This window comes from Mesorhizobium tianshanense (assembly GCF_007830515.1).
In the GTDB taxonomy this organism is placed as follows: Bacteria; Pseudomonadota; Alphaproteobacteria; order Rhizobiales; family Rhizobiaceae; genus Mesorhizobium; species Mesorhizobium tianshanense.
Genome location: NZ_VLKT01000011.1, coordinates 17759 through 42823, shown reverse-complemented (window position 1 = coordinate 42823; position 25065 = coordinate 17759). Strand labels below are relative to the sequence as shown.

19 protein-coding genes and 5 pseudogenes are annotated in these 25065 nt (G+C 61.5%); 10 read left to right on the top strand and 14 right to left on the bottom strand.

The window, feature by feature from the left end; translation table 11 throughout:
• Window positions 1-47: 47 nt before the first annotated feature.
• Complete coding sequence (gene otnK, locus IQ26_RS10785) at window positions 48-1367, top strand: 3-oxo-tetronate kinase (protein ID WP_162457923.1); 1320 nt, start codon at window positions 48-50, stop codon at window positions 1365-1367.
• Window positions 1368-1377: 10 nt separating this feature from the next.
• On the opposite strand, the gene IQ26_RS10780 is transcribed toward otnK, so the two are convergent.
• Entirely contained in the window at window positions 1378-2190 is an 813-nt protein-coding gene (locus tag IQ26_RS10780; protein ID WP_145716863.1) for an IclR family transcriptional regulator, read from the bottom strand.
• A gap of 148 nt (window positions 2191-2338) precedes the next feature.
• Between IQ26_RS10780 and IQ26_RS10775 the strand changes: the two genes are divergently transcribed.
• The gene (locus IQ26_RS10775) at window positions 2339-3583 is read left to right on the top strand and encodes a CaiB/BaiF CoA transferase family protein (RefSeq protein ID WP_145716659.1); all 1245 of its coding nucleotides are present in this window, start codon (window positions 2339-2341) and stop codon (window positions 3581-3583) included.
• Between the two features lie 56 nt (window positions 3584-3639).
• Window positions 3640-5042: pseudogene (locus IQ26_RS10770) on the top strand (NAD-dependent succinate-semialdehyde dehydrogenase).
• A 113-nt stretch (window positions 5043-5155) separates the two neighbouring features.
• Here the strand turns inward: IQ26_RS10770 and IQ26_RS10765 are convergent.
• Window positions 5156-7330 (bottom strand): alpha-ketoacid dehydrogenase subunit alpha/beta, encoded by a 2175-nt coding sequence (locus IQ26_RS10765; protein ID WP_145716657.1) that lies wholly within the window; start codon window positions 7328-7330, stop codon window positions 5156-5158.
• A gap of 356 nt (window positions 7331-7686) precedes the next feature.
• Window positions 7687-7995: a hypothetical protein gene (locus tag IQ26_RS10760; protein ID WP_240547066.1), complete on the bottom strand. Its 309-nt coding sequence runs from the start codon at window positions 7993-7995 to the stop codon at window positions 7687-7689.
• Between the two features lie 388 nt (window positions 7996-8383).
• Between IQ26_RS10760 and IQ26_RS10755 the strand changes: the two are divergent.
• The 3 pseudogenes from IQ26_RS10755 to IQ26_RS10745 all read left to right on the top strand — a co-directional run.
• A pseudogene (locus tag IQ26_RS10755) lies at window positions 8384-9480 on the top strand (IS1595 family transposase).
• 87 nt (window positions 9481-9567) lie between these two features.
• Window positions 9568-9900 (top strand): annotated as a pseudogene (locus IQ26_RS10750) (transketolase family protein); the annotation flags it as partial.
• Window positions 9901-9904: 4 nt separating this feature from the next.
• Window positions 9905-10174, top strand: a pseudogene (locus IQ26_RS10745) (integrase core domain-containing protein); the annotation flags it as partial.
• 59 nt (window positions 10175-10233) lie between these two features.
• Here IQ26_RS10745 and IQ26_RS10740 read toward each other — a convergent pair.
• Window positions 10234-10461 (bottom strand): annotated as a pseudogene (locus IQ26_RS10740) (DDE-type integrase/transposase/recombinase); the annotation flags it as partial.
• A 299-nt stretch (window positions 10462-10760) separates the two neighbouring features.
• Between IQ26_RS10740 and IQ26_RS10735 the strand changes: the two are divergent.
• On the top strand, window positions 10761-11753 hold the full coding sequence (locus tag IQ26_RS10735) for a DUF3179 domain-containing protein (RefSeq protein WP_208760135.1): 993 nt from the start codon (window positions 10761-10763) through the stop codon (window positions 11751-11753).
• Between the two features lie 69 nt (window positions 11754-11822).
• On the opposite strand, the gene IQ26_RS10730 is transcribed toward IQ26_RS10735, so the two are convergent.
• The 6 genes from IQ26_RS10730 to IQ26_RS10705 all read right to left on the bottom strand — a co-directional run bounded on the left by IQ26_RS10730 (window position 11823) and on the right by IQ26_RS10705 (window position 18874).
• Window positions 11823-12473 (bottom strand): ATP-binding cassette domain-containing protein, encoded by a 651-nt coding sequence (locus tag IQ26_RS10730; protein WP_145716651.1) that lies wholly within the window; start codon window positions 12471-12473, stop codon window positions 11823-11825.
• Window positions 12470-14218 carry an ABC transporter permease gene (locus IQ26_RS10725; protein ID WP_208760134.1) on the bottom strand — a complete coding sequence of 583 codons (1749 nt, stop codon included), beginning with the start codon at window positions 14216-14218 and terminating at the stop codon, window positions 12470-12472. Before IQ26_RS10725 ends, IQ26_RS10730 begins: the two co-directional genes overlap by 4 nt.
• Window positions 14194-15411 (bottom strand): ABC transporter substrate-binding protein, encoded by a 1218-nt coding sequence (locus IQ26_RS10720; protein WP_145716649.1) that lies wholly within the window; start codon window positions 15409-15411, stop codon window positions 14194-14196. The genes IQ26_RS10725 and IQ26_RS10720 overlap by 25 nt, the downstream gene beginning before the upstream one ends.
• Window positions 15408-16097, bottom strand: a complete 690-nt coding sequence (locus IQ26_RS10715; RefSeq protein WP_145716647.1) for a CDP-alcohol phosphatidyltransferase family protein — start codon at window positions 16095-16097, stop codon at window positions 15408-15410. The genes IQ26_RS10720 and IQ26_RS10715 overlap by 4 nt, the downstream gene beginning before the upstream one ends.
• A gap of 5 nt (window positions 16098-16102) precedes the next feature.
• Entirely contained in the window at window positions 16103-18028 is a 1926-nt protein-coding gene (locus IQ26_RS10710; protein WP_240547057.1) for an FAD-dependent oxidoreductase, read from the bottom strand.
• Window positions 18029-18298: 270 nt separating this feature from the next.
• Entirely contained in the window at window positions 18299-18874 is a 576-nt protein-coding gene (locus IQ26_RS10705) for a peroxiredoxin-like family protein (protein WP_145716643.1), read from the bottom strand.
• Between the two features lie 126 nt (window positions 18875-19000).
• On the opposite strand from IQ26_RS10705, the gene IQ26_RS10700 reads away from it, so the two are divergent.
• A complete protein-coding gene (locus tag IQ26_RS10700) occupies window positions 19001-19591 on the top strand; it encodes a TetR/AcrR family transcriptional regulator (protein ID WP_162457922.1) in 591 nt (196 codons plus the stop codon).
• A complete protein-coding gene (locus IQ26_RS10695) occupies window positions 19588-20691 on the top strand; it encodes an NAD(P)/FAD-dependent oxidoreductase (protein ID WP_162457921.1) in 1104 nt (367 codons plus the stop codon). The genes IQ26_RS10700 and IQ26_RS10695 overlap by 4 nt, the downstream gene beginning before the upstream one ends.
• A gap of 28 nt (window positions 20692-20719) precedes the next feature.
• Here IQ26_RS10695 and IQ26_RS10690 read toward each other — a convergent pair whose 3' ends face one another.
• The gene (locus IQ26_RS10690) at window positions 20720-22339 is read right to left on the bottom strand and encodes an adenylate/guanylate cyclase domain-containing protein (RefSeq protein WP_240547056.1); all 1620 of its coding nucleotides are present in this window, start codon (window positions 22337-22339) and stop codon (window positions 20720-20722) included.
• Window positions 22340-22492: 153 nt separating this feature from the next.
• On the opposite strand from IQ26_RS10690, the gene IQ26_RS40325 reads away from it, so the two are divergent.
• The gene (locus IQ26_RS40325) at window positions 22493-22864 is read left to right on the top strand and encodes a hypothetical protein (protein ID WP_240547055.1); all 372 of its coding nucleotides are present in this window, start codon (window positions 22493-22495) and stop codon (window positions 22862-22864) included.
• Here IQ26_RS40325 and IQ26_RS10685 read toward each other — a convergent pair.
• The 3 genes from IQ26_RS10685 to IQ26_RS10675 form a co-directional block, all read right to left on the bottom strand.
• Window positions 22851-23489 (bottom strand): DUF3047 domain-containing protein, encoded by a 639-nt coding sequence (locus tag IQ26_RS10685; RefSeq protein WP_145716634.1) that lies wholly within the window; start codon window positions 23487-23489, stop codon window positions 22851-22853. The genes IQ26_RS40325 and IQ26_RS10685 overlap by 14 nt on opposite strands.
• Window positions 23490-23687: 198 nt before the next feature.
• Complete coding sequence (locus tag IQ26_RS10680) at window positions 23688-24350, bottom strand: NrsF family protein (RefSeq protein ID WP_145716632.1); 663 nt, start codon at window positions 24348-24350, stop codon at window positions 23688-23690.
• Window positions 24347-24910 (bottom strand): sigma-70 family RNA polymerase sigma factor, encoded by a 564-nt coding sequence (locus IQ26_RS10675; RefSeq protein WP_145716630.1) that lies wholly within the window; start codon window positions 24908-24910, stop codon window positions 24347-24349. Before IQ26_RS10675 ends, IQ26_RS10680 begins: the two co-directional genes overlap by 4 nt.
• Between the last annotated feature and the right edge of the window lie 155 nt (window positions 24911-25065).

Sequence of the window (25065 nt, the reverse complement as noted above, 5' to 3'; positions counted from 1 at the left end):
TCCTTGCGCGCGAATTCGGGATTGGTCCGCGGGAGGACGCATTGCCTTTGAACAAGCCGCTCGTATTTGGTGCGATCGCCGACGACCTGACCGGCGGTTCCGAGTTGGCGTCGATGCTGGTCGCCAGGGGTGTCCGCACTCGCTTCACAGTAGGACCGGCAGAGAGTTTCGCTCAGGGCTTCGATGCCCATGTCATAGCGCTGAAGACTCGTGTCATTCCCGTCGAGCAGGCAATCTCGCAAGTCTTGCGGGCCGCCGAGTCGCTGATCGCCCAAGGCGCCCGCCAGATATTCTTCAAGTATTGCGCCACATTCGATTCCACTCCGCAGGGAAATATAGGGCCATGCTCCGAAGCCCTTATGGATCGCCTGGGCGCGCGTTACGCCCTGTTCTGTCCGGCGCTGTGCGAAACGCAGAGGACGGTCTACCAGGGCCACATGTTCGGCGGCGCCCAGCTGTTGGCTGAATCGCCCAAGCGCAATGATCCGCTGACCCCCATGACGGACTCGAATCTTGTGCGCGTTTTGCAGTCCCAGGCGCGGCGCAAGGCGGGGCTGGTAAACTATCAAGTGGTAGACGCCGGGGCGCAATCAATTCGGATGGCCTGTGAGACGTTGTCAGGCGAGGGCAGGTCGCTGCTGCTAGTCGATACTCTATGGGAGCGTCATCTCGCATCGATCGCACAGGCAAGCGCCGACATGCCGCTGCTTACTGGAAACTCATCGGTGGCTGCGCATCTTCCGCCGGTTTGGCAAGAGAGAGGACTTGTTAGCCTGGAGCAATCGGCAACTCTTCCCGCGGTGGACGGCCCGGCAGCGGTGCTGGTGGGCAGCGTGGCGGAGCAGACCATGCGGCAGATCGACGAATTCTCACCCCGGCATCCGGTCCTGACCATCGATATGGATCGCGCATTTGCGGGAGATGACTTAGTGGCTGAAGCGAGGGATTTCGCGCGGACCGCGGTTGCGGCGGGAACGCCCTTCGCCATCAGCACTGCGCAAGTGCAGTCCGTGGTCGAAAAGGTCCAATCTCGCTATGGACGGGACCAGGCCGCCGCCAAAGCGGAACACCTGCTGTCCGAAATAGCCAAGTCCATCGTATTCGAACTCGGTGTAAGGCGGTTGCTAATCGCTGGCGGCGAGACGTCCGGCGCAATCATTGCGGCGCTCGGGATTTTGGAAATGACGGTTGGACCCTATCAAGGGCCTGGGATCGCACGTGCGGTCTCGTCGTCGCCGTTCCCGCTGGCGCTCATGCTCAAATCCGGCAAACTCGGCAAGCCGGATATCTTCGAGACCGTGCTCAACGACATGAGGCAGGAGCTCACTTATTCTCCGGCCACGGAATGGCCACCGCGGCGGGTGTAGAGCCGTGTACTTAAGCGCCGAGGTTTCCGCTCAGTCGAGCGCGCAGGCGCTCTACAAGCCGCGCGAGTTCGGGGCCTATCTTGTCCCGGCAGAGCGGCTTCGGAAGAATATCCACAATGCCGCCGCATGTGATGGAAACCAGAGGCGAACCGTCAGTCGGCCGGAACGCGACGCCTACCGCGTTGATGTAGCTGTACCAGGCGCCGAAAGCCGTGACGAAGCCGTCCTTTTTGTAGCCTCTGATGGCGGCAGAAATTGCGTCCTGGAGTTCCTTCTCGGAAAGCTCTTCCACCGACAGGATTTCGTCGACTGCGATTTCGCGGGATTCCGCGTCCATCTCGGCAAGATAGGCAAGTCCCATTGCCGTGCGATAAATGGGTACGCGAGAGCCGACGTTCAGTTGCAACGTGACTGGGGCCATGGACCGGCAGTTCGCGATATAGACCATCTCGTGACCGTCGCGGGTGCCGAGCGCAACCGCGGCGCCGGTCCAGTTCGCCATTTCCTGCATCAATGGACGCGCCAGATGCACGACGGGATTCGAACTGAGGGCGGAGTAACCCAGCGAGACTGTGGCAGGCCCGATGCTGTAGCGGCCGAGCAGGTCGTCGTAGTGCAGGTAGCCGAGCCCAACGAGCGTCTGGGTCAATCGCGATACCGTGGCTTTCGGCAGGCCGGTCCGCTCGATCAGGTCCTGATTGCCGAGTGTGGAGTCTTGTGCCGTGAAAGCACGCAGAATCTCAAGCCCCCGCGTCAACGACGCCGCCGGGTTACCCGTTTCAGCCGCGTCGCTGCCGTCAATTGATTTGGATCGCTTTCTCATGAGCATTCACCTGCGATTTTACTCGGGCGCTGACCGTTCATAAATGGAATATAATTTCAATTATGTTGACCGGCTGAGCGAAGTGTTGTCAATAGAGACCGGTGAGGCCCCGGCAGATAGAGCCAAGCTTGGCCGAAGGAATCAATAGATGCTTCCAAAACTACCGCTCGAGGGCATCCGCGTCCTCGATCTGTCACGCGTCCTCGCAGGGCCCTGGACGACGATGAGCCTGGCCGACCTGGGGGCGGAGGTGTGGAAGATAGAGAACATCAATGGCGGCGATGACACCAGGGCCTGGTCCGTTCCCAACTACAAGGGCATCAGCACGTATTATCTCTGTGCCAATCGCGGAAAGCAAAGCGTTGCCGTCGACCTGAAGGCCGAGGAAGGAAAACGGATCGTTTTGGATCTTGCCGCAAAGGCCGACGTCGTCGTGGAGAATTTCCGTGCGGGAACAGCGGAGCGACTCGGAGTCGGTTACGAGGACGTCCGGGCTCTCAACCCCAGGATAGTCTATTGCTCGATCTCAGGATACGGGCAGACAGGACCGGAGCGTGATCGCCCGGGCTACGACTTCGTCATGCAAGCCGAGAGCGGACTTATGTCGATCACGGGCGAGGTGGATGGACCGCCGAACCGGCTTGGCGTCGCCTTTACCGATGTTGTTGCTGGCATGGTTGCGACGCAGTCCGTCCTTGCTGCACTCTATCAGCGACGCGACACAGGTGTTGGACAACACATCGATGTGTCGCTTCTGGATTCGACGCTCAACCTGCTCATCAACGTGGGTACTGGCTATCTGAATGCCGGCGTCGAGCCGCGCCGATATGGCAATGCACATCCCACCGTCGTGCCTTATCAACTCTTTGAGGCCAGCGACGGCATCTTTGCGCTGGCTGTGGGCAACGACCGCATGTTCAAGGACTTCTGCGACAAAGTCATCGGACGCCCCGAGCTTGCGCGTGACGAACGCTTCAAGACGTCCCATCAAAGAGCGCTGTTTAGAGAACAGCTTCTACCTGCTCTTGCCGACATCTTGAGCGGACAGACGCGGGACCATTGGCTGTCGGCCTGTCACAGCGCCAGCGTGCCGGCCGGAGAGGTAAGGACGGTCTCGGAAGCGCTCGGGAGCCCAAGCGTGACCGAGCGCGGCGTGGTGCAGTACCTTGAGCATCCTGAACTCGGTACGGTCGCGCTAATCCGTCCCGCGCACGGACTGGCTGCCCAGGCCGGCCGCTCCGCAAAAGCGCCGCCGCTGCTCGGGGAAGATACCCGCGATGTCCTGCGCGACGTTCTCGGTTTCGATGCCGGTCGTATCGACTCCCTGGCGGAAGCCGGTGTCATCTCATGCCGCGATCTCGTTCGCCAGTCGGAACCGCCGCCGCTGCCTTGACGATCTGATTGAGGATCGCCGAGACACCCCATACGCCGAAAGGCGGCCAGGAGGACATGATGACCGCGTATCCCGATACACAACTCTTCATAGACGGTGCATGGCGGCCTGCTTCCACCGGAAGAGCCATAGACGTCTTCGATCCTGCGACAGGCCGTCGGATTGGAAGCGTGGCCTGGGCGGATCGCGCAGATCTCGATGAGGCGCTTTCCGCCGCCGAACGAGGCTTCAGCATATGGAGCAGGACCTCGGCCTACGATCGTGCAAAACTGATGCGGCGTGCCGCTGACATCCTGCGCGGTCGGGCTGACGAAATCGCCATCATCATGACCATGGAACAGGGCAAGCCACTCGAACAGTCTCGTCTCGAAACTCTTGCTGGAGCCGATATCATCGATTGGTTCGCCGGCGAGGCACAGCGAGCATATGGATCACGCTGAAGCGACCCGTTGGACCAGTCGCGGCTTTCACGCCTTGGAATTTTCCGATCAATCAGGTCGTTCGCAAGCTCTCGGCCGCAGTCGCCGCTGGCTGCTCGATCATCGTCAAGGCGCCGGAGTAAACCCCGGCGGCGCCAGCAGCATTGATCAAGGCCTTTGACGATGCCGGTATTCCGGCCGGCGTGGTCAATCTGATCTTCGGCGTGCCCGCCGAGATTTCCGAGTATCTCATCCCGCACCCGGTTATCCGGAAGATAACGTTCACGGGGTCGACGCCTGTTGGCAAGCGGCTGGCGGCGCTTGCCGGCGAACATATGAAGCGCGCGACGATGGAACTCGGCGGCCACGCCCCCGTGATCGTTGCCGACGATGCGGACGTGGATCTTGCTGCCAAGCTGATGGTGGCGAACAAGTTCCGAAACGCCGGACAGGTGTGCGTTTCGCCGACGCGCTTCCTGGTTCAGGAGCAGGTTGCAGAAGCTTTCTCGGAGAAGTTTACCGTGGGCGCGAAAGCCGTTCGTGTCGGCAATGGGCTTGAGCCCACCGTCGATATGGGTCCGCTTGCGAATGACAGGCGCATCCCGGCGCTTGAAGAATTGATCGCAGATGCCATTGCGCAGGGTGCGCGGCTGACGACAGGCGGGCGTCGCATCGGCAACGAAGGCTGGTTCTTCGAGCCGACCGTGCTTGCCGACGTTCCCGTCACCGCGAGGATCATGAACGAAGAGCCGTTTGGCCCCGTGGCCGTAATCAACACGTTCGCAAAGCTCGATGACGCGATCGCCGAGGCCAACCGGCTACCATACGGGCTGGCAGCCTTTGCTTTCACGCGCAGCAGCGCCAATGCGACCAGGCTCGGCAACGAGATCGAGGCAGGCATGCTGTCGATCAATCATCTGGGGCTTGCGCTGCCTGAGGTTCATTTCGGTGGGATCAAGGATTCCGGCTATGGCACTGAGGGTGGCTCGGAAGCGCTCGACGCCTATCTGCAGACGCACCTGGTGACACGAAAAGGCTAACGATTTCAAGCGCAACGCGCGCTGCCCGGCGCGGAGATGCTAAAGCCGCAGCCGCGTCTGGTCGCCGAATTTTCGGCCTTCTTCCACGGTAGCACGCTTGCCGTGGTTTGCTTTCAGTTGGGAACGATGCGTCGAAGCGCCTGGCTGACGTCAGCCTCTGTCGCGAGAGCCGCACGATTGAGAACTGCTGACACTGTTGGGGCGGCAAGTCCGCCTGACACGCGCAAAATTTCATGGTCCAGGTAGTCGAAATACCGTTCCTGGATTTCGGCAGCCCATGTCGCACCCATCGTCAGGCCACGCGCCGTCTGCTCAGCGATTATGATCCTGCCGGTTTTGTCGATGGACCTGCCGATAAGCCGCCAGTCGATTCCATGCCTGTCGATGTTCCGCAGATCGATAACCTCGGCGTCGATACCAGTTTCTTCGGCGGCCTTCACCGCTTTGTGCACCATCACCGACGTGGCCAGCACGGTGCAGGCCGAGCCCTGCCTGACGACATGGGCCTTGCCGAAGGGGATGTGAAACTCGCGATCGTCCCGGGGCACGTCAAATTCTTTCTGATACAGCTCGGTGTGCTCGAGGATCACCACAGGGTCGTTGCAGGAGAGGGCGGAGTTCATGAGACCGATGTAGTCGAAGGCCGTGGACGGGGTCACAATCCGCCAGCCCGGAAACATCGCAAACAATGCTGATGGGTCACCGGAATGCTGGGAGCCGTAGCCAGTATGAGGCGAGACGCGGACCCGCATCACGAGCGGTACCGGAAAGCCGTCTCCGAACATGTGCCTGATCTTGCCAACGCCGTTGGTAATCTGGTCGGCCGCCGAGAAGCAGAAATCTCCGAACATGATCTCGACAACCGGACGCAGGCCGTTGAGCGCCGCGCCGAGCGCGACACCGGTAAACCCGTTTTCCGCTATCGGCATCGGCAGGACGCGATCCGGCCAGCGTTCCAGGGCGCCTTTCGTGAAGCCGCTTACACCACCGCGCATTTGATGGGCATCTTCGCCAAGCACGACGATGGTCGCGTCGCGAGCCATCGCAGCGGCAAGCGTCTCCGAGGCCGCGGTAACGAATTTGACCTTTTCGACAGCATCGGCTCGCAAGTCATTATGATCGAGCATGCGTTTGCCGGAGAGCTCGGAAAGGTCGCCGAGAATGCCGTCATCGTGGCTTTCCGGGTCGGGCCACAGATGATGAGGGATGCGTAGAGCGTTGGCGCCCTGGACAGGTTCGGTCAGGCGGCCCGCAGCGTTTGCAACCCGTTCCGAAACCTTGGCATCTATCTGCGACTTCTCGTTGGCGTCCAGCAGACCGAGCGCAGCCAGACGTGCTTCGGCCAGCTTGATCGGATCCCGCTCACGCCAATACGTCTCTTCTTCCTTCGTCCGATAGCCGAAGTCACTGCCCGGCCGGCCTCCCGACTGGTGGAAATGGCGATAGCAAAGCGCCTCGACGACGACCGGCCCACCCATTTCCGCAATAATCCTCCGAGCCTCGGTCATGGCGTGATGAACCGCCACGACATCCATGCCGTCGCATTCGATCGACGCAATGCCGAGCATCGCACCGCGCGACGACTGGCGTGTCTCTCGCGTTACATCGGAAATGTGGGTGGAAACCCCGTAAAGATTGTTCTCGACGAAGAAGATGACGGGCAGGCTCTGGGCCGCGGCAATGTTCATTGCTTCGTAGGTGGCGCCGTTCTGAGCCGCGCCATCTCCGAAGAAGGTGACTGAGACCTGGTTGCGCTTCAATAGCTTGTCTGCCAGCGCATAGCCCACTGCTTGGGGCGGGTTTCCTCCGACGATCGCGGAAGTTCCGACGATGCCGGCTTCGCCATATCGCATGTGCATCGAACCCCCGCGTCCGCCGCAATAGCCTGGCGTCAGACCCATGATTTCGGCCATGAGCCGGTAGATCGCATCATCCATCCCCTCGGTGAACAAATCCGAACGGATGTCGAATCCGTCGGGCACTGAGGGGTTTATGAGTTTCAGGAGAACCTGATGATGGGCGCGATGCGTGCCGTTGATCTTGTCGCCAGTCGAAAGCATGGACATGGCGCCGACGGCGCCAGCTTCCTGACCGATACTCGCGTGGGCAGGGCCGTGTAGGAGCCCGGCTTTTTCGAGATCGAGCAACTTTTCCTCAAAGCGCCGGATCAAAAGCATCTGTCCGTACCAGTGTATCAGGTCTTTAGCAGGCTCCTCGCGCCAATCAGCTTCTGCACACTCCAGCCGGAACCACGGCGCGCTTGGGGACAAAGGTATCTTGCTTGCCATGTTTCAACCGATGAAAGCCGACGCAGGAATCTGCATTTATGGAAATAAATTCCGATTCCAAACAATCTAACCTTTGTCTGCCGTTTTGCGCAATAGCGTATGCGGCTCGGCCAATGACATTGGCACCAAGTCGGACGTCAATAACGCATTCGTCCTCTCAACTGTGATAACCATCCTCAACCTGGCTGTAGAAGATGGCTAGTTCCGTTGGCAGTCGCGACTCGTTTTGCCCGCTCGTGGGCCATTCCCCGAAGGCGAGGTTGTCCAACGATGCTAGCCGATCGAGCGAGATGCCTTCAACGAGTTCTTTCTCAGCTCGTCGGCGAGCCATCGCGCGACCGCCGAGGCCAATCTTCTCAATGGAATGTAGCGAGGGAAGGAGCGCGTTTCCGGAACTCGGCAATGACTGCTGTCGCGATCGGCAACCCGATATCGCCATTGGCCACTGCTTCGATTGCAGCAACAAGGGCGGCGCGCCGATCTTCTTGGCAAGCCACCCGCAGACCCAGATAGTTCATCGGGTGTCGACTGTGATCGAACGGGTCTGTACCCGATGTGCATAGAGGGTGTACACGCGGGCGTTGACGCCAAGTTGATCCGCAGGATAATTGACACAGCCGCGGGTGGCTGCTCGCTATCCCATAAGCCCGCCCCGTTTGTCGCATTGTGCAGAGTTGAACCGCGAAGCCCAGCTTGTTCTGCGGTCGGCGACGAAGTTCACATTCCAAGCATCTGCCGGGTCCAGCGTAAAATGACGGATCAGGCTATCCTCGTCCACCGCTATACCAAGAAGCGTCGCCGCTTCCTTTGAGCTGATAAGTCGTCTTCTCTCCATTCCGTTCCCCCTTTGGCTCACATCGACTCCAAGGGGAAATTGGTCGCCATCAGCCGAAGGCTTTCAACCGACCGGCAGCTTCGTCTACAGATCAATCATGCGCGTTCGCGCTTCGTTCTATCTTGGCGTGTCTGGCCTTTATCAACCAAAGACAGCAATCGGCTTGTGGTCATGGCCTTCCCATGCGATTCTTGGAACGTGATCTAGAGGGGACGAGAATGCCTGAAACGATGCTCGCAACGCTTTCCAACATTCGGACCGTTGAAGAAATGATCGTGGCTTTCCGGGATGAAGAGCATTGCCGGCGGCTCCTGGAAGGCATGGTGTGGCCGGACGGCAGGATCTGCGCGGCCTGTGGTTACAAACGCTCGATCGCGATAGCCGGCCGCGATACAGGCAAGCGGCGTGCGCGACCGGGTCTTTATCAATGTTCCAATGGCGATTGCCGGTTCCAGTTCACGGTGACGACCCATACCCCGCTGCACTCGACCAAGCTGCCCTTGCGTGTTTGGCTGAAAGCCATGTGGCTGATGCTCCAGTCGGACAAGGGCTTGTCCTCGGTCCGGCTCGCCGAGATCCTTGGCGTGAGCCAACCGACGGCTTGGCGCATGGGTCACGCCCTGCGGCTGATGGTGGCGCGGGAACACATGCTCGACGGCACGGTTGAGATCGACCATTTCCATCTCGGGGGAAGTCCCCGAAAGCGGCCGGATGACCCACCTCCGGGACGGGGCCGTAAAGGTCAGGCGAATACGGAGAAGGCGCCGGTCATGGCGATGGTGCAGCGGCCGACCGGCGTCACGCCCGGCGCTCCGGCCGGTGACGCACGGCCGCGGTCGTGACCGGTCTTTCATTGCGTGCTGCCGAACGTGCGATTGAAACACAGATCGAAACCCACGCGCATTTGATGAGTGATGAGGCGAAGGCATTCATGGCCATCGGCGAGAGTTTTGCCAAGCATGAGACCGTGAAGCATTCCAGCCACGAATATGTTCGCGACACGGTCCACGTCAATTCGGTGGAGGGTTTCAATTCCCGCGTCCGGCGGACGATCGCCGGCGTCTTTCACCATATCAGCCCTCAACATGCCGACCTGTATTTCCATGAAATCGGCTTCCGCTGGTCTCAGCGCGTCGTGTCTGGAAGCGCCGTTCGGAAAACTCGGCACGGCCGGGAAATCATGCGAACGCTCTGGTCGCGGGTGCCGCCGGCGCTGCAGCTGCCGACTGTCTTTCGCGCCGCAACGGGGCGTCAGATGCGCCGACGCCCCGATGGCGGCATCATCGTCAAATCAACCGTAGCTGTCTTTGGTTGATAAAGGCCGCGTGTCTGCGGGAACAGTTCTTGTTCCGACCCCAAGTAGCCGCGCATGGCGGCGCCAGCCTGTTGAAGCTGCACCGCCTCCAACGGCCTCAATCGCTTCGCAGCCGCATACCCCGACCGCTACGTCTCATTCGGCATTTCCGAACAGAACATGGTCTCGACCGCCGCAGGAATCGCAACGACCGGAGTGATTCCATTCGTGGCGACTTTCGCCTCGTTCCTCGGTCTTCTAGCCTGCGAACAGATACGCATGGACGTTGCCTACGGCGGCCAGCCGGTGCGCCTCGTGGGACATCATACCGGCATCTCGCTCGGCTTTTACGGAACCTCTCATCATGCGACGGAGGACATCGGCACAATGCGATCTATCGCTGATCTCACAATCGTGTCCCCGTCCGACGGAGCTCAGCTTCGCCTTTACGACCACGCTCAAGGATGCCGGAATCCGCATCTCCATGGACGGGCGCGGCCGCTGGATGGACAACGTCTTCATCGAGCGGCTGTGGCGCAGCCTCAAATATGAGTGCGTCTTCCTCAGCGCCTTCGAGACCGGCAGCGAAACCCGCAGCGGCATCGGTTCCTGGATCGACTACTATAACCGGCGACGCCCACACTCGACCTTCGCCGGAAGGACACCCGACGAGGTCTATGCTATCGCAGAAATGACAGAGAAATTGGCGGCCTAGAAATCAGGTTCTGTCGCAACGTTGGACTGAGGTCATGAACGTCCGCGTCGGCCTATCCGTCAGGCGGCGAGGATATCAAACTGTTCGGCGATCGACGGCCTGGGATTGTAGGCATACCTTGCCTGTCGTTTGCGCATCATGTGGATCATCTCGATGCCGGACAGGATAATGACGGCGCTCTTCGGCGACTTGAAGCCGAGCATTGATCGGATGCGGCGCCTGATGCGCCGGTGGTCCTGCTCGATCCGGTTGTTGAGGTATTGGCTCCGGCGGATGCGGATCGGTTTCTGTAGCTTGGCAGTTAATTGGGGTCTTCCTCAAATTGTGTGATGGCCCCGAAACAGAGCCCCAAAGTGGATATTCTGAGCGGTTCAGCGACCGCGCGACGCACGATGCGTGCTTCAAACGGTCCAAACGTGCGGATATGGCGGCAAGTATGAGCAGCACCACACAACTTGAGGAAGACCCAGATATAGTGCCCATCGTCATCCCGCACGGCCACCGCGTAACCTTCAGAACTGCTCAAGCGAATCATTATCGCAGGACAGTCCCGGCTACGAGGATGGGCGCGACGGAGTGGAACGTGATGACCGACTTGCGGAACCTGGTCATTGGATTCTTAGCAGCCCTTCTTTTGGTGCCGGCCGCCCGCGCCGACGACGATATCGCGCAGCAATGGAAGCGAGAGTGGCCGCGAACCGATTTCTCTCGAACGACGGTCGATCTTTCGGAAATCATCTCGGGAGGGCCGCCGAAGGACGGCATCCCGTCGATCGATGACCCGAAGTTCATCCCGGTCGCTGAGGTCGACGTTCTTGCACCCCAGGAACCCGTCCTTTCAATCGTGCTTGCCGCGGACGCGCGGGCTTATCCGCTGCGCGTGATGATGTGGCACGAGATCGTCAATGATGTGGTTGCCGGCACTCCCGTGACGGTGACCTATTGCCCGCTTTGCAACACCGGCATCGTCTTCGACCGGCGCCTGGACGGGCGGACGCTCGACTTCGGCACCACCGGCAAGCTGCGCCACTCGGATCTCGTCATGTACGACCGCCAGACCGAAACCTGGTGGCAGCAATTCGGCGGCGAAGCGATCGTCGGTGAACTGGCCGGCCGTACGCTCAGGATGCTGCCGTCGCGTCTCGAATCCTGGGAGAGCTTCCGTAAACGGGCGCCCGAGGGGCGCGTGCTGGTCCCCAACGATCCCGATTCTCGCGCCTACGGAAGCAATCCTTATGTCGGTTACGACCAGGCAGCTCGGCCGTTCCTGTTCTCCGGCGCCTTGCCGGAAAACGTCCCTGCAATGATGCGCGTGGTAGTGGTGGGCAAGGAAGCCTGGACCCTTCCCCTGGTGCGGACCAAGGGCATCATAGGGGCAGGCGACCTCAGTATCGGCTGGCGGCCGGGACAGGTTTCGGCGCTCGATACGGCAAATATCACGCGCGGCGCCGAGGTCGGAAATATCACCGTGCAGCGCAACGGTGAGGACGTCCAGCACACCGTCACCTTTGCCTTCGCATTCTTCGCCTTCGAGCCGGACGGGGTTCTCCACACGGAAGAAGGACTGGTTCGTCAATAGACTACGACCATCGGAAGCTACCCGACTGTCAGGCTGGCGCGGCGGCCGGCGGCTTCCGCGGAAACAGATCTATTCAACCTGAGGTCCCAGCGTCAGTATCTCACCATTGGCCGCTGCGGCGTCATCTGGATCATGAGTGACGAGCAGCACGGGCAGCCGATCGGCAGTCGCCCGGTCGAACACGAAGCGGCGGAAGTCGCGCCGCAGCTCCGAATCGAGCTTCGAAAAAGGTTCGTCGAGGAGCAGCGCTTTCGGCGCTGCCAGAAGCGTCCGCATCAGGGCAATGCGTGCGCGCTGACCGCCCGAGAGCGTCGCCGGATCCCTTTCCTCGAAGCCGCTCAGCTCTGCCTCCTCGAGTGCCTGCGCGACGTGCGCTCGTCTCACACGGCGGTCCTTTTTGGATGCCGGGAGGCCAAAAGCGAGATTTGCACCGACGGAAAGATGCGGAAAGAGGAGATCATCCTGGAAGAGCATGCCGATGCCGCGGCGCTCGGGAGGCAATTCCGTCACGTCGCGCTCGCCGACCAGAACTCTTCCAGTCGCGTGAAAGGGGCGATCCAGATGCCCGCCGATGAAGGCGATCAGGGTGGACTTTCCGGATCCGCTTGGCCCCATGATCGTCACCGCGGTGCCCGGTTCGACGACGAGGTTCAGGTTCGAGACAAGTATCCGGCCTCCGATCGAAATCGTTGCCGAACGAATGATCAGCGCGTTCGTCATCGCCTCGCAAGTCCTCGCCGATTGGCGAATACGATGCGCGGGATGAGCAGGGCCGCAAGGTAGACGGCCAAGGGCAGAAGGATCTGCAGGAAGGCCAGAACGCCGACGACGCGGCGATCTCCACTGCTCGCGATCGCCACGGCCTCGGTCGTGAGCGTGGCGACGCGTCCACCGCCGACGAAAAGCGTCGGCAAATATTGGGCGACGCTGACGGCGAAGCCGATTGCTGACGCGATCAGAATCGGCTTGAGCAGAATGGGTAGTTTGACCCGTATCAACGTGGCGCTCGGCGATACGCCAAGCGCCGCCGCGGACCGCCCGTAGCGGGGATCGAGGGCCTTCCAGGGATCTGCGAGCGCTAGCAGAACGTAGGGAAACACGAACAGGAGGTGCGCCCAGGCCACGGCCAGGAAAGTACCGTCGATCCGGATTTTCGCGACGAGCACCTGGGCCCCGAACATGAACGCGATCTGTGGCAGCAGCAGAGGGACGTAGACCGGATGGAACACTGCAGTCCCTCGCTTAACACCCGCACGATCTTCGGCTTCAAGCCAGACGATCGCGAGCAGAGCGGCCAGCACTGTCGTGACGGCAGCCAGCGCCACGGTGTTCCCGAACGGCCAGGCGAGGGCATGAATCTGACGGCTCCAGATGTGGAGGCTCCACGTCGACGGCAAGGCATCGGGAAACGGCCACCGCCAGGCCACGGACCAGATAGCGAGGGCGACAAGAGAACCAAACCCCAGCATGAGGACGGCCATCCCGAAAGCTGCGGCCAGCTTCAGACCCGGCTCGCCCGTTACGCCACGGCCACCCCGCGTCGTCCACCAGAGACCACCCCATCCGATGCCTCGTTCGCCGAGGCGCCAAAGCCCGACCGCAGCGACGACCATCACCAACTGAAGCGTGGCTGCGGCCGCGGCGGGCAGGAATCGCGTGACGTCGGGCGACATGAACCATCTGAAGGCGACGACTGACAGCGGCGGGGGGTTGGTCGGCGCCAGGATCAATGCCATGTCGACGACGGAGAGCGAAAAAACCAGGACGACAAAAACGGGCAGGCGTATTTGCGCGTAGACCTGCGGGGCAACGATTTTGATCCAGACGATGCCCTGTCCGTAGCCGAGCGCACGCCCCGCGCGCATCTGCTGATCCACCGGAATCTGGTTCAGGGCAGCCAGGATGACGATCAGCAGGAAAGGCAGTTCTTTGATCAGCAGTCCGATGATGAGCGCCGCTCCCCATTGATCCTGAACGGTCGCGAGATCGGGCGGCACCTCATATCCCGTCAGCCAGGGGCTCGTGATCCGAAACAGCCAGCCGCTCGGCGCCATCAGGAACGCGAGTCCGATCGCCATAGCTGCGTGGGGTGCGGCAAGCAGCGGAGCGAGCAGGCCATCAGCGCCGCGCTCGCGCATACGTCCGTGCACGACCGCACAAAAGGCGAATGACAGGACCAGGCCGAGAACGGTCGCAGCCAAGCCGGTCGAAACCGTGAGACCGAGGCTGGCGGCGAAGCCCGGCGTACCGAAAAGATCCCGCCATGGCTGCAGACTCAACCTGTCGCCGCCGATCGACGGCAGATAGCCGAACGAGGGCAGGACCGTGAAGACAAGGCCAGCCGCGATCGGAGCACCAAGCACGCCAAGAACGACGGCGCCGACCAAATGCAGCAAACGTAGCCTCGGCAAGAACGGGGCAAGGCCGCGTGGCTGAAACCCTATCCGCCGTAACGCCGCATCCATTCGTCTGTGATCCTTGTCATCCAGGACGGGTGGGGCTCGAGAAGCACCGGTCCGAGGTTCGCGTTGGTGGGGAGCGCCGGGCTTGACGGCAGTTCGGCAAAGAACCGGCGCTGATCCGCCGGCAGCTTTTCGACGGCAAGAACAGTGAAGCTGCCAAGCACGCGGATATCCTGTGCATGCGCCTGGGTTGCCGGTTCGAGCAGGAAGTCGGCCACCACCATGGCCGCCTCCCTGTGGGGCGAGTTGTAGGGGATCGCGACGAAGCTCGTATTGCCTATCGTCCCACCGGACAGGGTGTAGGTCCGTACGGTGTCGGGCAGCAGGCCCGATTCGATCGCCGCGGCCGCTTCGGCCGGGTCAAACGACATGGACAGATCAATCTCGCCGTCGTTGAGGAGCTGCCGCGCGGCCGGCCCGTTCGCTGGAAACTGCTCGCCTGCGCGCCAAAGCGCGGGCCTCAACTGATCATACCAGGACCAGAGCGGTGCCGTCTCCTCAGCGAAAACCTCGTCGTTGACGGGTTGCTGGAGCCTCTTCTGATCAGGCGCTAACTCTATGAGCGCCTGCTTGAGAAAGGTGGCTCCCATAAAATCGCGCACGTCAGGATGTGTGAAACGGCCGGGGTGTGCCTTGGCCCAGGACACAAAATCCTTGATCGTGCGTGGCACGTCTTGCACGCGGGCGGAGTTATAGTTGAACACGAATTGGGCCAGCCGCCACGGCGACTCCATCCCATCCACCGGGATCGTGAAGTCCGTGACGTTCGAAGGTTTGCCCGACACATCGACGTAACGATAGTTGGGCAGCAGCTGGGCAAACGGACCGTGGAGAAGGCCATTTTCCTTCATCGACAAGAAATTCGGCCCATTGATCCAGATGAGATCGACAGAACCGTCGTCATCGCGGCCAGCTGTCTTTTCCGCAATGACGCGCGAGACGGCTTCGGCTGTATCAGAGAGTTTTACGTGCCTGATCGTAATCCCATGTCGGGTCTGCACTTGCTGCCCGACCCAGTCGATGAAGGCATTGGTTCTTTCATCGCCGCCCCAGGCGTTCCAATACACCGTCTGGCCATGTGCCTTGGAAACGATCTCGTCCCAGGTGCTGGAGGCGTAGGCGAGGGCATGCCCGCAGACGATAGCCACTCCGGTCGCCAAAAGACCGAGAAGTGCGCTTCTTCTCTTCCATTTCATGATGTGAGCTCGACTCCCGTTGTTTTGTGCCGTCGGGTCTTTCTTGCGGCTGGCGGCTTCGGGCGATCGCTCATGGCATCGGCAGCGAAGGCTCGCCAGCCCCACCACCAGCGGATAAGCGTCGTCAGGCCGCACAGCGCGGCGAAAGCGTATGCGATGATTTCAAACGCACTCGGCCAGAGGCACATCGCCATGAAGACGGCGATCGTTTCGGCTCCCTCGGTCAGGCCACCAAGGTAGTGGATGCCCTTCCCCGGATAGGCCGCGGACGACATGCCCCGCCGTGCAGCTACCGCGGCAAAGGCGAGAAAGCTGCTGCCGGTTCCGACAAACGCGAGCAGCAGCGTCGCGGCAGGTAGAGCGTTCGCGGCCGGATCGGCAAGTGCAAAGCCGAATGGGACCAGCGCGTAGAAGACGAAATCGAGCGCGATGTCGAGGAATGCGCCACGGTCGGTGGGCTGCGTGCGTCGCGCAAGTACGCCGTCGAGGCCATCGAGCACTCGATTGGTGAGGATGACAGCCAGCGCCATCATGTACTGGTCGTACGCCAGCAATGGAACAGCCGCGAGCCCCACGACAAAACCCAGAACGGTAACCGCGTCGGCAGAGATTCCGGCTTGCGCGAGACGGGCTGCCGGCGGCTCCAGCAGGCGTTCCTGAAGGGGCTGAAAGTGACGATCGAACATTCGGGTCACCCCCTTTGCCATTGAAGGATCCGGGCCGACAGTTTGATCGCCCAGCCCGGCATATGAGACCGTCGCCATTCTCCGGCCGCGGCCTTTGCCGCCTCCGTCCAGCCGGGATAGGGGTGCACGGTCCGAAGGATCGCGTTGAGCCCGAAGCCATGCCGCATCGCCAGCGTGAATTCGCCGAGCATGTCGCCGGCGCGGGCACCGACAATCGTGACGCCGAGGATGCGGTCGCGGCCCGGAACCGTCAGTACCTTTACGAAGCCCTCATTCGCACCGTCGGCAATGGCGCGGTCGAGTTCAGCGAGCTCGTACCGGGTAACCTCATATGCGGTACTCCGCGCGCGCGCCTCATCCTCGCTCAGCCCGACGCGTGCGATCTCGGGATCGGTGTAGATCACCATCGGGAACGCCTTTGTCTGCGACTTCCAGGTTTTGATATTGCCGAAGAGGGCATTCATCGCGGCGAACCAGGCGTAGTGGCCGGCGGCATGCGTGAATTGCAGTTGGCCAATGACGTCGCCAGCGGCATAGATGGTCGGGAGCCTTGTCCGCAGACGCTGGTCGACGATCAGGCGGCCGTCATCCAGAAGACCAAGTTCCTCAATCCCAAACCCCCGTGTGCGCGGGCGACGACCGACCGCGACGAGGACACGATCGAAGGACAAACGCTGGTCGTCGGAAAGCACGGCAAATCGGGATTGGGCGCCCTGCTCGAATGAATGGACGCCTGCGCCGGTGATGACCGTCACGCCGTCGGCCTCGAGGCTGGCACGCATCGCGTCACTGACTTCCTCGTCTTCACGCGAGAGCAGCCGGGACTGGGCTTCCACAAGCGTAGTGTTGCATCCGAGGCGGGCAAAGCTTTGGGCGAGCTCGCAGCCGATCGCCCCGCCGCCCAGGACCAGTAGCCTCTCCGGCATTTCGGCCAGGCCCCAGAGCGTTTCGGAGGTCAGAGGCTCGACGTCAGCGAGTCCTGGAATCGGCGGGACAGCCGGTTCGGCGCCAGTCGCAAGCACGAGTCGGCGTGCGGTCAGACGCTTGCCGTCGACCTCGACGGTCCAGGGGTCGATGACCTTGGCCCGTCCTTTGACCACATCGACGCCGAGCCTGCTGTAGCGCTCGACCGAGTCATGCGGTGCAACGCGTGCGATCGACGCCTCGATCCGGCGCATGATCGCAGGAAAATCAGGGTCCAGCCGTCCGCTGAGTCCGAACCTCTCGGGATGATTGCCCTCTTTGGCGAGCTTCGCGGACCGGATCAGGGCCTTTGACGGGATGCAGCCGGTGTTCAGACAATCACCACCCATCTTCCCCTGTTCGATGAGCGCGACGCGAGCGCGGGCGGCTGCCGCGATATAGGCGGTCACGAGTCCGGCCGATCCCGCGCCGATCACAAGTAAGTTGTAGTCGAAGCGGCGAGGCCGTCTCCATTTTCGCAGCGCGTTTCGATTGCCCCACCAGGCACTCCCGGCCTTGGCGGCGAACGGCAGCGCAGCCAGCGCGGCGAACGCGAGAATGATGCGTGGGCTCAATATGTCGCCGGCGTTTTCGATCGAGCCGAGTTGGTTACCTGCATTCACATAGAGGATCGTCCCGGGGAGCGCGCCAAGCTGGCTGACCCAGGCGAAGGTAATGACGGGCATGCGCGTCAGGCCCATCGCCACGTTGACGAGAAAGAAAGGAAACACTGGCACGAGGCGCAACGCGAACAAATAGCGTGCGCCGTCGGATGCCACGCCGCGATCAACCTTGGCGACAGCCTCGGGGAAGCGGCGCTCGACCGAATTCCTGAGAAAGTAGCGCGCAACCACCATGGAAATTGTCGCGCCGATCGTGCTTGCAAAGGACACGAGCAGGGTTCCTACCCAGAGGCCGAAAAGGCTACCCCCGATGAGAGTAAGAGCCGTTGCGCCGGGCAGCGACAAGCCTGTCACAATCACATACGTAGTCACGAACAGAAGCCCAGCGGTACCCGGATTCCGTCCGATCCAGTCTCTTGCGGATGCAACCCTGGCCGCGACCTCGGCTGGATCGAGATGATCCCGGGCGAGCAACGCCAGGACAAGGATTGCGGCGAGAAGGAGGACAGCGCCAACGGTCTTTGTCCGGCGGCGAGCAACTCCATTTTTATGCATGATTCGAGCGGCTTCCTTTACACGGGCGCCACTCACGGCGCCGGATGTTACGTTCTTGATCTATTTCGCGGCGGCAGACTCAAAAGTTACTTCGTCGACCTCGCCGCGCGCCGGATAATTCGTCTTCAGGACGTAGTCGATCGCCCCGAGGACGTCGGAAAAATGAGGGCGCGCAAACGGCATGGTCTGGACGCTGCCAAAGAAAAGGGTGCCGTCAGGCCGCACCAGATAAAGCGCGGGTTCCGAAAACAGCTCCGGCTCCTCGATTCCAAGCGAGGTCTTTCCACGGCTGCGAGAGATGTAGAGGCCCCATTCGCGCGCTGCCGGAAGCGACAGGCCGTAACCGATGCGAAGCTGCGGCAATTGCCAATCAAGATTCGTCATGACTGCGCGCTCCTCGACGTCCGTCGAGATCGCAACGACGGACACGCCCCGGCGCTCGAACTCGCCGATCTTTGCGTCAAGGTCCTTCAGTTGGGTCTTGCAGACCGGACAATGGAGCCCGCGGTAGAAGACGACCAGCGAGAACGCCGTCGGTGTCTCTTTCCGAATGTCGTAGGTGTGTCCTCCGACAACCGGCACCCGCAGATCCGGTACGGGCTGCCGTGGAAGGAGGTGGGGAAACGAGGGGGTCATTGCAGACGTCCTTTCTTGCCTATGTCGGCAGAGGTTGCCGTTTTTGAGCGATCGATATAAAAAATGCACAGCTTGACTGTGTTGGCAAGGGGCAGTGCGACGCAGTCCGACTCAGGAGAGATCAAAATGGGGCGACCACGAGCTTTTGATCAGCCGACAGCGCTGGAGGCGGCGATGGACCAGTTCTGGCGTCGCGGATACGAGGCAACATCGGTCCGGGATCTTGCCGGTGCAATGTCGATCACCGGGGCCAGCCTCTACAATGCCTTCGGAGACAAGCGCTCCTTGTTCCGGCGATGCCTGGACGCTTACGTGGACACGTACGCGCGGAAACGCATCGCAGAACTCGACGCCAGCGATGATCCGATCAGTGGGATCCGGGCCTTCTTCGACGATCTCGTGAAGGCATCGCTGCGCGACCGTCGCGGCTGCCTTCTCATCAATTCCGCGATGGAGGTCGCACCATGGGATGCGGAGTTCGCCACGTTGATCGAAGAGGGCCTGCTGGAAATCGAGGATGGTTTCTATCGTGCGCTGAAACGGCTCTCCGTTTCAAGATCGCGACAGTCTCCGCGCAACGAACGGTCGACGGCAAGGCTGATGCTGTCCACAGTCATGGCCTTGCGTGTGCTGGCCCGCGCTGGTGGTGAGGCGGAGCGGCTGCGCAGCATCGCCAGATCTGCCGTCGCGCTAGCCGAAGGGCGTCCGCACCTGTGAACAAACGCGTCGTGCTTGTCGGGGCCGGTCATGCCCACCTTCATCTCCTGAAGAACGTCGCCTCCCTCATTCGGTTGCGGTCTGATGTCACGATCGTGGCGCCTGATGACTTCTGGTATTCGGGCATGGCGACGGCAATGCTCGCCGGCCTCGTCAGCCCAGACGAAGTTCGCGTCGAAATAGCCAGTCTCGTAGCCGGCACCGGCGCAGTGTTTTGCCGCGCCTCCATGATCGGACTTGATAAGGACGCTCGGGAAGTCGTGCTCGACAACGGGCAGCGGTTGGCCTTTGATCTCCTCTCGCTCAATCTCGGAAGTCGGCCGCCGCCGCTGCCCGCACAGGGGCAAGTCGTCTATTCGGTGAAACCGGTGCGTTCGCTTGTCGAGCTGCGGCGTCGCATCGAGCAAGCCTGGCAATCCCCGGGCAGCGATGTACTGCGCGTTGCGATCGTCGGTGGCGGCGTTACCGGTGTCGAGGTTGCCGCCAATCTTCGCGCTCTGGCTGACCTCCACCGGCAACGAATGCAAATCTCCATCTACAACCGATCCGAGCCATTGAAGCAGCTCCCACATGGTGCGGCGGCTGCGCTCCTGCGCCATGTTCGTAGATCGGGAATCGAGGTTCGCTGGCCGGTTACCGTCACAATGGCGGGCGAGGGTGGTGTCCACTTCGACGACGGAACGTCGGATGATTGCGATGTCGTCATCAGTGCAACCGGCCTGGTTCCGCCCGACCTCACACGTCGACTTGGGCTGCCGACCTCCGGCGACGGCGCGCTGGTCGTCGATGAATACCTGAGATCGGCTGGGGACGCCTTGATCTTTGCAGCCGGCGATTGCGTCGCGTTCGACGGGTTTTCCTTACCGCGCGTTGGCGTTTATGCCGTCAGGCAGGCGCCAGTCCTGCTTGCCAATCTCTGCGCAACGTTGTGCGATACACCGCTGACCGAATTCGCGCCGCAACGACGCTTCCTGTCCATCATTGGGCTGGGGCATACGTCTGCGCTGATGCAGCGGGGTCCGCTCTGGTTCAAAGGACCGCCAGCGCTGTGGCTCAAGCGCTGGATCGACCACCGGTTTGTCGAAGGCTATCGGACCTGAGCAGGCCGAAAGCCCGCTGCCTCGACATCTATTTGGACTCCATGACTGTGATCGGCTGCCAGGTCTCATCGGGAGATTGCTCCTGCAGCGCACGGCAACGAGCGATCATCCGGCGAGATGAAGGATCATCGCCGCGGGCCGCCAGAGTCTCCCGGAACTTGCTCTCCGCATCGCACCACCTTCTCGCCCTGTAAAGCTCCAGACCCGTTTCATACGAATCGATCCATGACGGCCGCTTCTCCCCGGACAAGCCGACAAGCTCGAAAATCGCGATGCCACCTTCGCGGCCGTAGACGGCGATGCGATCGAGCTCGCGCACTATGATGTTGGGGCCAGCAGCCTTCCGGACCTCTTCTCCCATTATGATGCCTGTCCCGTAGAGCTTGTTGGCGGTTTCGAGCCTGCTTGCCACGTTCACGGCGTCGCCGATGGCGGTATAGCTAAGGTGCGTGGCGGACCCGATATTGCCGACGAGGGCGACCCCGCTGTTGATCCCGATCCGGACAATGAGCGCATTGCCCGCATCGTCTCTCGGTCCCTTGAGCGCCACGGCCCGGCAGATTCCCAGCGCTGCCCTGCAAGCGGCAATGGCGTGATCGTCTCTTCCGCGCGGAGCGCCCCAGAAGGCCATCACGGCGTCGCCAATGAACTTGTCGATGGTGCCGCCTTCGGTTTCGATCGCCTGCGAGGCGAGGTCAAGGTAGCCACTGATCACCGGTACGATATCCTTGCCGAGCCGTTCGGACATCCCGGTAAATCCCGCGATGTCGGCGAAAAGTATGGTGAGGGGCTTCATTTCCCCGCCGGGTCTTGCCTCGATGCCCTCCGTCACCAGCGTCCGGACGAGATCGGTGGGAATGTATTTCGCGAACGCGCTCAGTCCGGTTGCCATGCGAACCAATGCGGCGGAAAGCGTGTCGAGTTCGATCAGCCATGAACGCCGTTTCGCAATGCGGTTCAGTTCGAAGGTCTCGACAGCTCGCAGGTCCTCAACGACCGCGCGAAGGGGCTCGGTTAGAAGACGGTGTGCAATCGTCACCGACACGATGCCCGCCACTACAACGAGCGCCAGCAACGTGAAGGCCAGGCGGGCCGTGGTGCGATCGATCTCGGCAAGAAACTCGGCTTCTGGAATGATGACGGCAACATGCCAGTCGAGGAAGTCGATCGGCGTAAGGGTGACGTTGTACGACACACTCTCGTCGACGATGCTCACCCTGATCGCCTCGTCGGATCCGGCCTCCGTGCGGCTCGCCAGACGCTGTCCGAGCTGACGCGCGACCCCAAAAAGGGGGTGACCGCCAAGATCGGCGCCATTGACTTCGTCGGCTGTCTTGTCTGGGCCGGCTACGATGTCGCCTCCGGACGACATGATGAAGGCGGCTCCGGTGCGAGCAACCTGAAGGGAGCCGAGGAAGCGTGAGAGACGATCGAGTTCGACCATCGTGGCGAGCACGCCCTGACGTCTTTGGTAGACGTCGATGGGGCCGGCGAAGGCGGCCGCTGTGCGTGTGGCGACTGGGTGCTCGGTGACGATGAACCACGCGGGCGCATTGGCGTTGATGGCCTGTTGATACCAGGCGTGGTCAGTAACGACGTAGTCGGTGGACTCGAACTTCCGCTGGTAGAACTCGATGTCGCCCTGCACGACCTTGTAGCGGTCGATGCGCCGGGTCCAAGCGCCCTCCTTGGGGTAAATCTCCATCATTTCCAGTTCGCCGTCGCCAAGCTTATGCGAGGCGAAGAAGGTCGAATCGGGCCATCCGAAAGCGACCCACGAAAGCGAAGGCTGCGCCTGCAGTTGAGACAGGAAAACGAACTCGCGTTTATCGGCCTCTCTCGTCTCGATCACGTTCTGAAGGAAGATTGTGCGAACCGCACCGAACGCCGCTTCCGCGCTTTCGATGCGTCCCGCCACTTCGTTGCGCACGGTTTCGGTGATCTGGTGGTCGAGGGTCGCCACGAGAAGACGACTGTTGCTGTCGGCAGTTCGCCGCCACAGGACATGCACCGCTATCGCGCTGACGGCAATGCAGCACAGCAGGAAAACCGAAATGGCGACGCTGACCTTTACCCGCATGTATTGCTCCGTCGCCAGTCGGACACGCGTCACCCTGTCGGAGCGATCTGCTCCCTGAGCGAAGACGGGGTGGCGTTCATCATTCCGGACTGAACCAGATGTCTCCGTAGAAGGTCTGTGCGCGTCCCTTGTGATCGTCGGCATCCGTCATGATCGCAACCGCATCGATCTCACCGATCTCCTCGCCGAAGACCCTCCGCAGGTCGTCTTGAACGTTGCGCTTGTATTGGACCCAGGAGCCGAGCCCCTTTTGCCCGCTATCGACCGCGATCAGGCGGACTTGAGCCGTGTAGGGGCTTGGCCACTCGCTTCCCGCGCCATGTTGGCTCGCCCATACGTAGTTGAGGGCGAGAGACCGGGTTCCGAGCAGGCCGCGCTCGACGACGACGTAGATCCGCGCGGGGAAGTCGTCACCCGATTTTTGCCCTTCGTCGATACCCGGGAATATGCCAGTCACTTTCCACGACCAGTTGAGGAACGGTGTTTTTGTCAGATCGATCCTGATCGTTCGGTAGCGGCCCGACGCTGCGGCATTCGTCGCTGCCTCGAGCACGACGGTTCGCAGACTGGCATCCTCGACGAGTTCGTACCTTGTCTCGCCCTTGAAGGAGCGGCTGCTCCAGTCCGAGAGCGAACCACGCGAAAAAGAGCCAACCGGGATGTCCTGGCCGGCCGCTCGCGCAAGCGGGAAGTTCACGACGATGACAGACAGGAGCATGCAAATCAGCCTCAACGTCGTATCTCCTCGCTTCACTGCTCCGCCCCCGCCACGATCATGGAGGTCTGTAGGTTAGTTCGCGTGTCAAAGACGGAAAGTTACATCACCGGGCAGCGACGCTGCCGCACTCCGGTTGGAAAGGGCGAGTGATCTTCGGCTGAGCAGTTGCCGCCGGCGAGCACGTGCTGCTGATCTGGTTCAGGCGTTCCCGACGTGCCGCCAGGCCAGTACCTGACGGCCGCCCCAACCTGCAAGCAGAGACAGGAGCGCCACGCTTCCGAATTGCCAGACAAGAACCATGAGACTGGCATCCTGAGGATGGAACAGGCGCAACCCGACGTTTCCAAGAGCTGCGGCCGCCAGCGCGCCCAGCATCACAGTCATTCGTGGGGCGATCGGCGCGCCCTTCTGAAGCATCGCGACCATCGTCAACGCTGGTATCGCGCCGACTACCGCAATTGCCGGTAAACAGACCCACTCGGGCGAGAGCCGCCAGGCCTCGTCGCCGAAGCTGAGCCAAGCCTGCCAGCATCCATGTCCGAGGCTACCCAGCCATATGACTAACGGTGGCGCGGGGAGCAAGGCCACGGCTCGACTGTGGCCGGGAACGATCAGGCAGAACGCGGAGAACGCCGCTGCCACCGCGGTGGCGAGCGCGGCCAGCTCTTCGATCAAGAACCGGGTATCGGTTAGCTTTGCGGCCAGATCGTCCCGCGGCGACATCAGCACCACAACGGCTGCCACGCCGCACAGTGCAATCAGAAGCCAGTACAAAGCCCGTTTCCGCGGGGGCGGCAAACGGCGGATCGGCTTGTGGCGCGTCGCCAGGCGCTCGATCAGATCATCCGTTTCCAAGTTCAAGTCCCTTTGCTCAGCACCTCACGCAACGTTCCCACGGCTCTGTGCACGGCGATCTTCAGAGCGCCGACGCTCGTGCCGCTGACAGCTGCGGCCTCCTTCAAGGACATCTCACGCAGCTTCAGCAACTCCATCGCCCGGCGTTGCTGGTGGGGCAGACCATCAATTGCCCGCCGCAACGCCTCGGGATCGCGGTACACTTCCGCTGACATATTCGCTCCGGGATCAAAAAAAGTTTCGGGTACGATCTCGACTACCTGCTCGTGCGCTGCTTGCCGGGCATAGCGGCGAACCGCATCGGCAATGCGGTTTCGGGCGATTCCCATCAGCCAGGGTATGAATGGCCGCTCCGGGTCGTAGGTTGCCCGGGCGGCGTGCAGCGACATGAGGATGTCCTGTACGACATCTTCCATGTCCTGCCGATTATAGACCGGGAGCTGCCGACGTGCCGTGGCCCGCAGCATCGGCGTGATCGCTCGAAGCAACTCGAGGTAGGCTTTGCCGTCACCATCTTGGGATGACCGCATGAGATCGGTGAGGCGCTGGCTGTTCCCGTCGGTCATCGGGACGCGGACCTCAGCAGAGGGTTAAGGGGCAAGCGCCTACATGACTCCTGCCCGGGGGCCGGCCGGCGCAGACCTAGCCTGACGAAGAGTCGATCAGGGCTGCGCGTCTGACCCAAGCCCGACTGTACCGCAGGGGCATGCGCGGTCCCGAG

Bases quoted from the DNA above. Each gene is read 5' to 3' on its own strand.
- IQ26_RS10780 (WP_145716863.1), bottom strand. From the start codon at position 2,190: ATGAGAAAGCGATCCAAATCAATTGACGGCAGCGACGCGGCTGAAACG.
- IQ26_RS10775 (WP_145716659.1), top strand. From the start codon at position 2,339: ATGCTTCCAAAACTACCGCTCGAGGGCATCCGCGTCCTCGATCTGTCA.
- IQ26_RS10765 (WP_145716657.1), bottom strand. From the start codon at position 7,330: ATGGCAAGCAAGATACCTTTGTCCCCAAGCGCGCCGTGGTTCCGGCTG.
- IQ26_RS10760 (WP_240547066.1), bottom strand. From the start codon at position 7,995: ATGCGACAAACGGGGCGGGCTTATGGGATAGCGAGCAGCCACCCGCGG.
- IQ26_RS10735 (WP_208760135.1), top strand. From the start codon at position 10,761: ATGACCGACTTGCGGAACCTGGTCATTGGATTCTTAGCAGCCCTTCTT.
- IQ26_RS10730 (WP_145716651.1), bottom strand. From the start codon at position 12,473: ATGACGAACGCGCTGATCATTCGTTCGGCAACGATTTCGATCGGAGGC.
- IQ26_RS10725 (WP_208760134.1), bottom strand. From the start codon at position 14,218: ATGGATGCGGCGTTACGGCGGATAGGGTTTCAGCCACGCGGCCTTGCC.
- IQ26_RS10720 (WP_145716649.1), bottom strand. From the start codon at position 15,411: ATGAAATGGAAGAGAAGAAGCGCACTTCTCGGTCTTTTGGCGACCGGA.
- IQ26_RS10715 (WP_145716647.1), bottom strand. From the start codon at position 16,097: ATGTTCGATCGTCACTTTCAGCCCCTTCAGGAACGCCTGCTGGAGCCG.
- IQ26_RS10705 (WP_145716643.1), bottom strand. From the start codon at position 18,874: ATGACCCCCTCGTTTCCCCACCTCCTTCCACGGCAGCCCGTACCGGAT.
- IQ26_RS10700 (WP_162457922.1), top strand. From the start codon at position 19,001: ATGGGGCGACCACGAGCTTTTGATCAGCCGACAGCGCTGGAGGCGGCG.
- IQ26_RS10685 (WP_145716634.1), bottom strand. From the start codon at position 23,489: ATGCTCCTGTCTGTCATCGTCGTGAACTTCCCGCTTGCGCGAGCGGCC.
- IQ26_RS10675 (WP_145716630.1), bottom strand. From the start codon at position 24,910: ATGACCGACGGGAACAGCCAGCGCCTCACCGATCTCATGCGGTCATCC.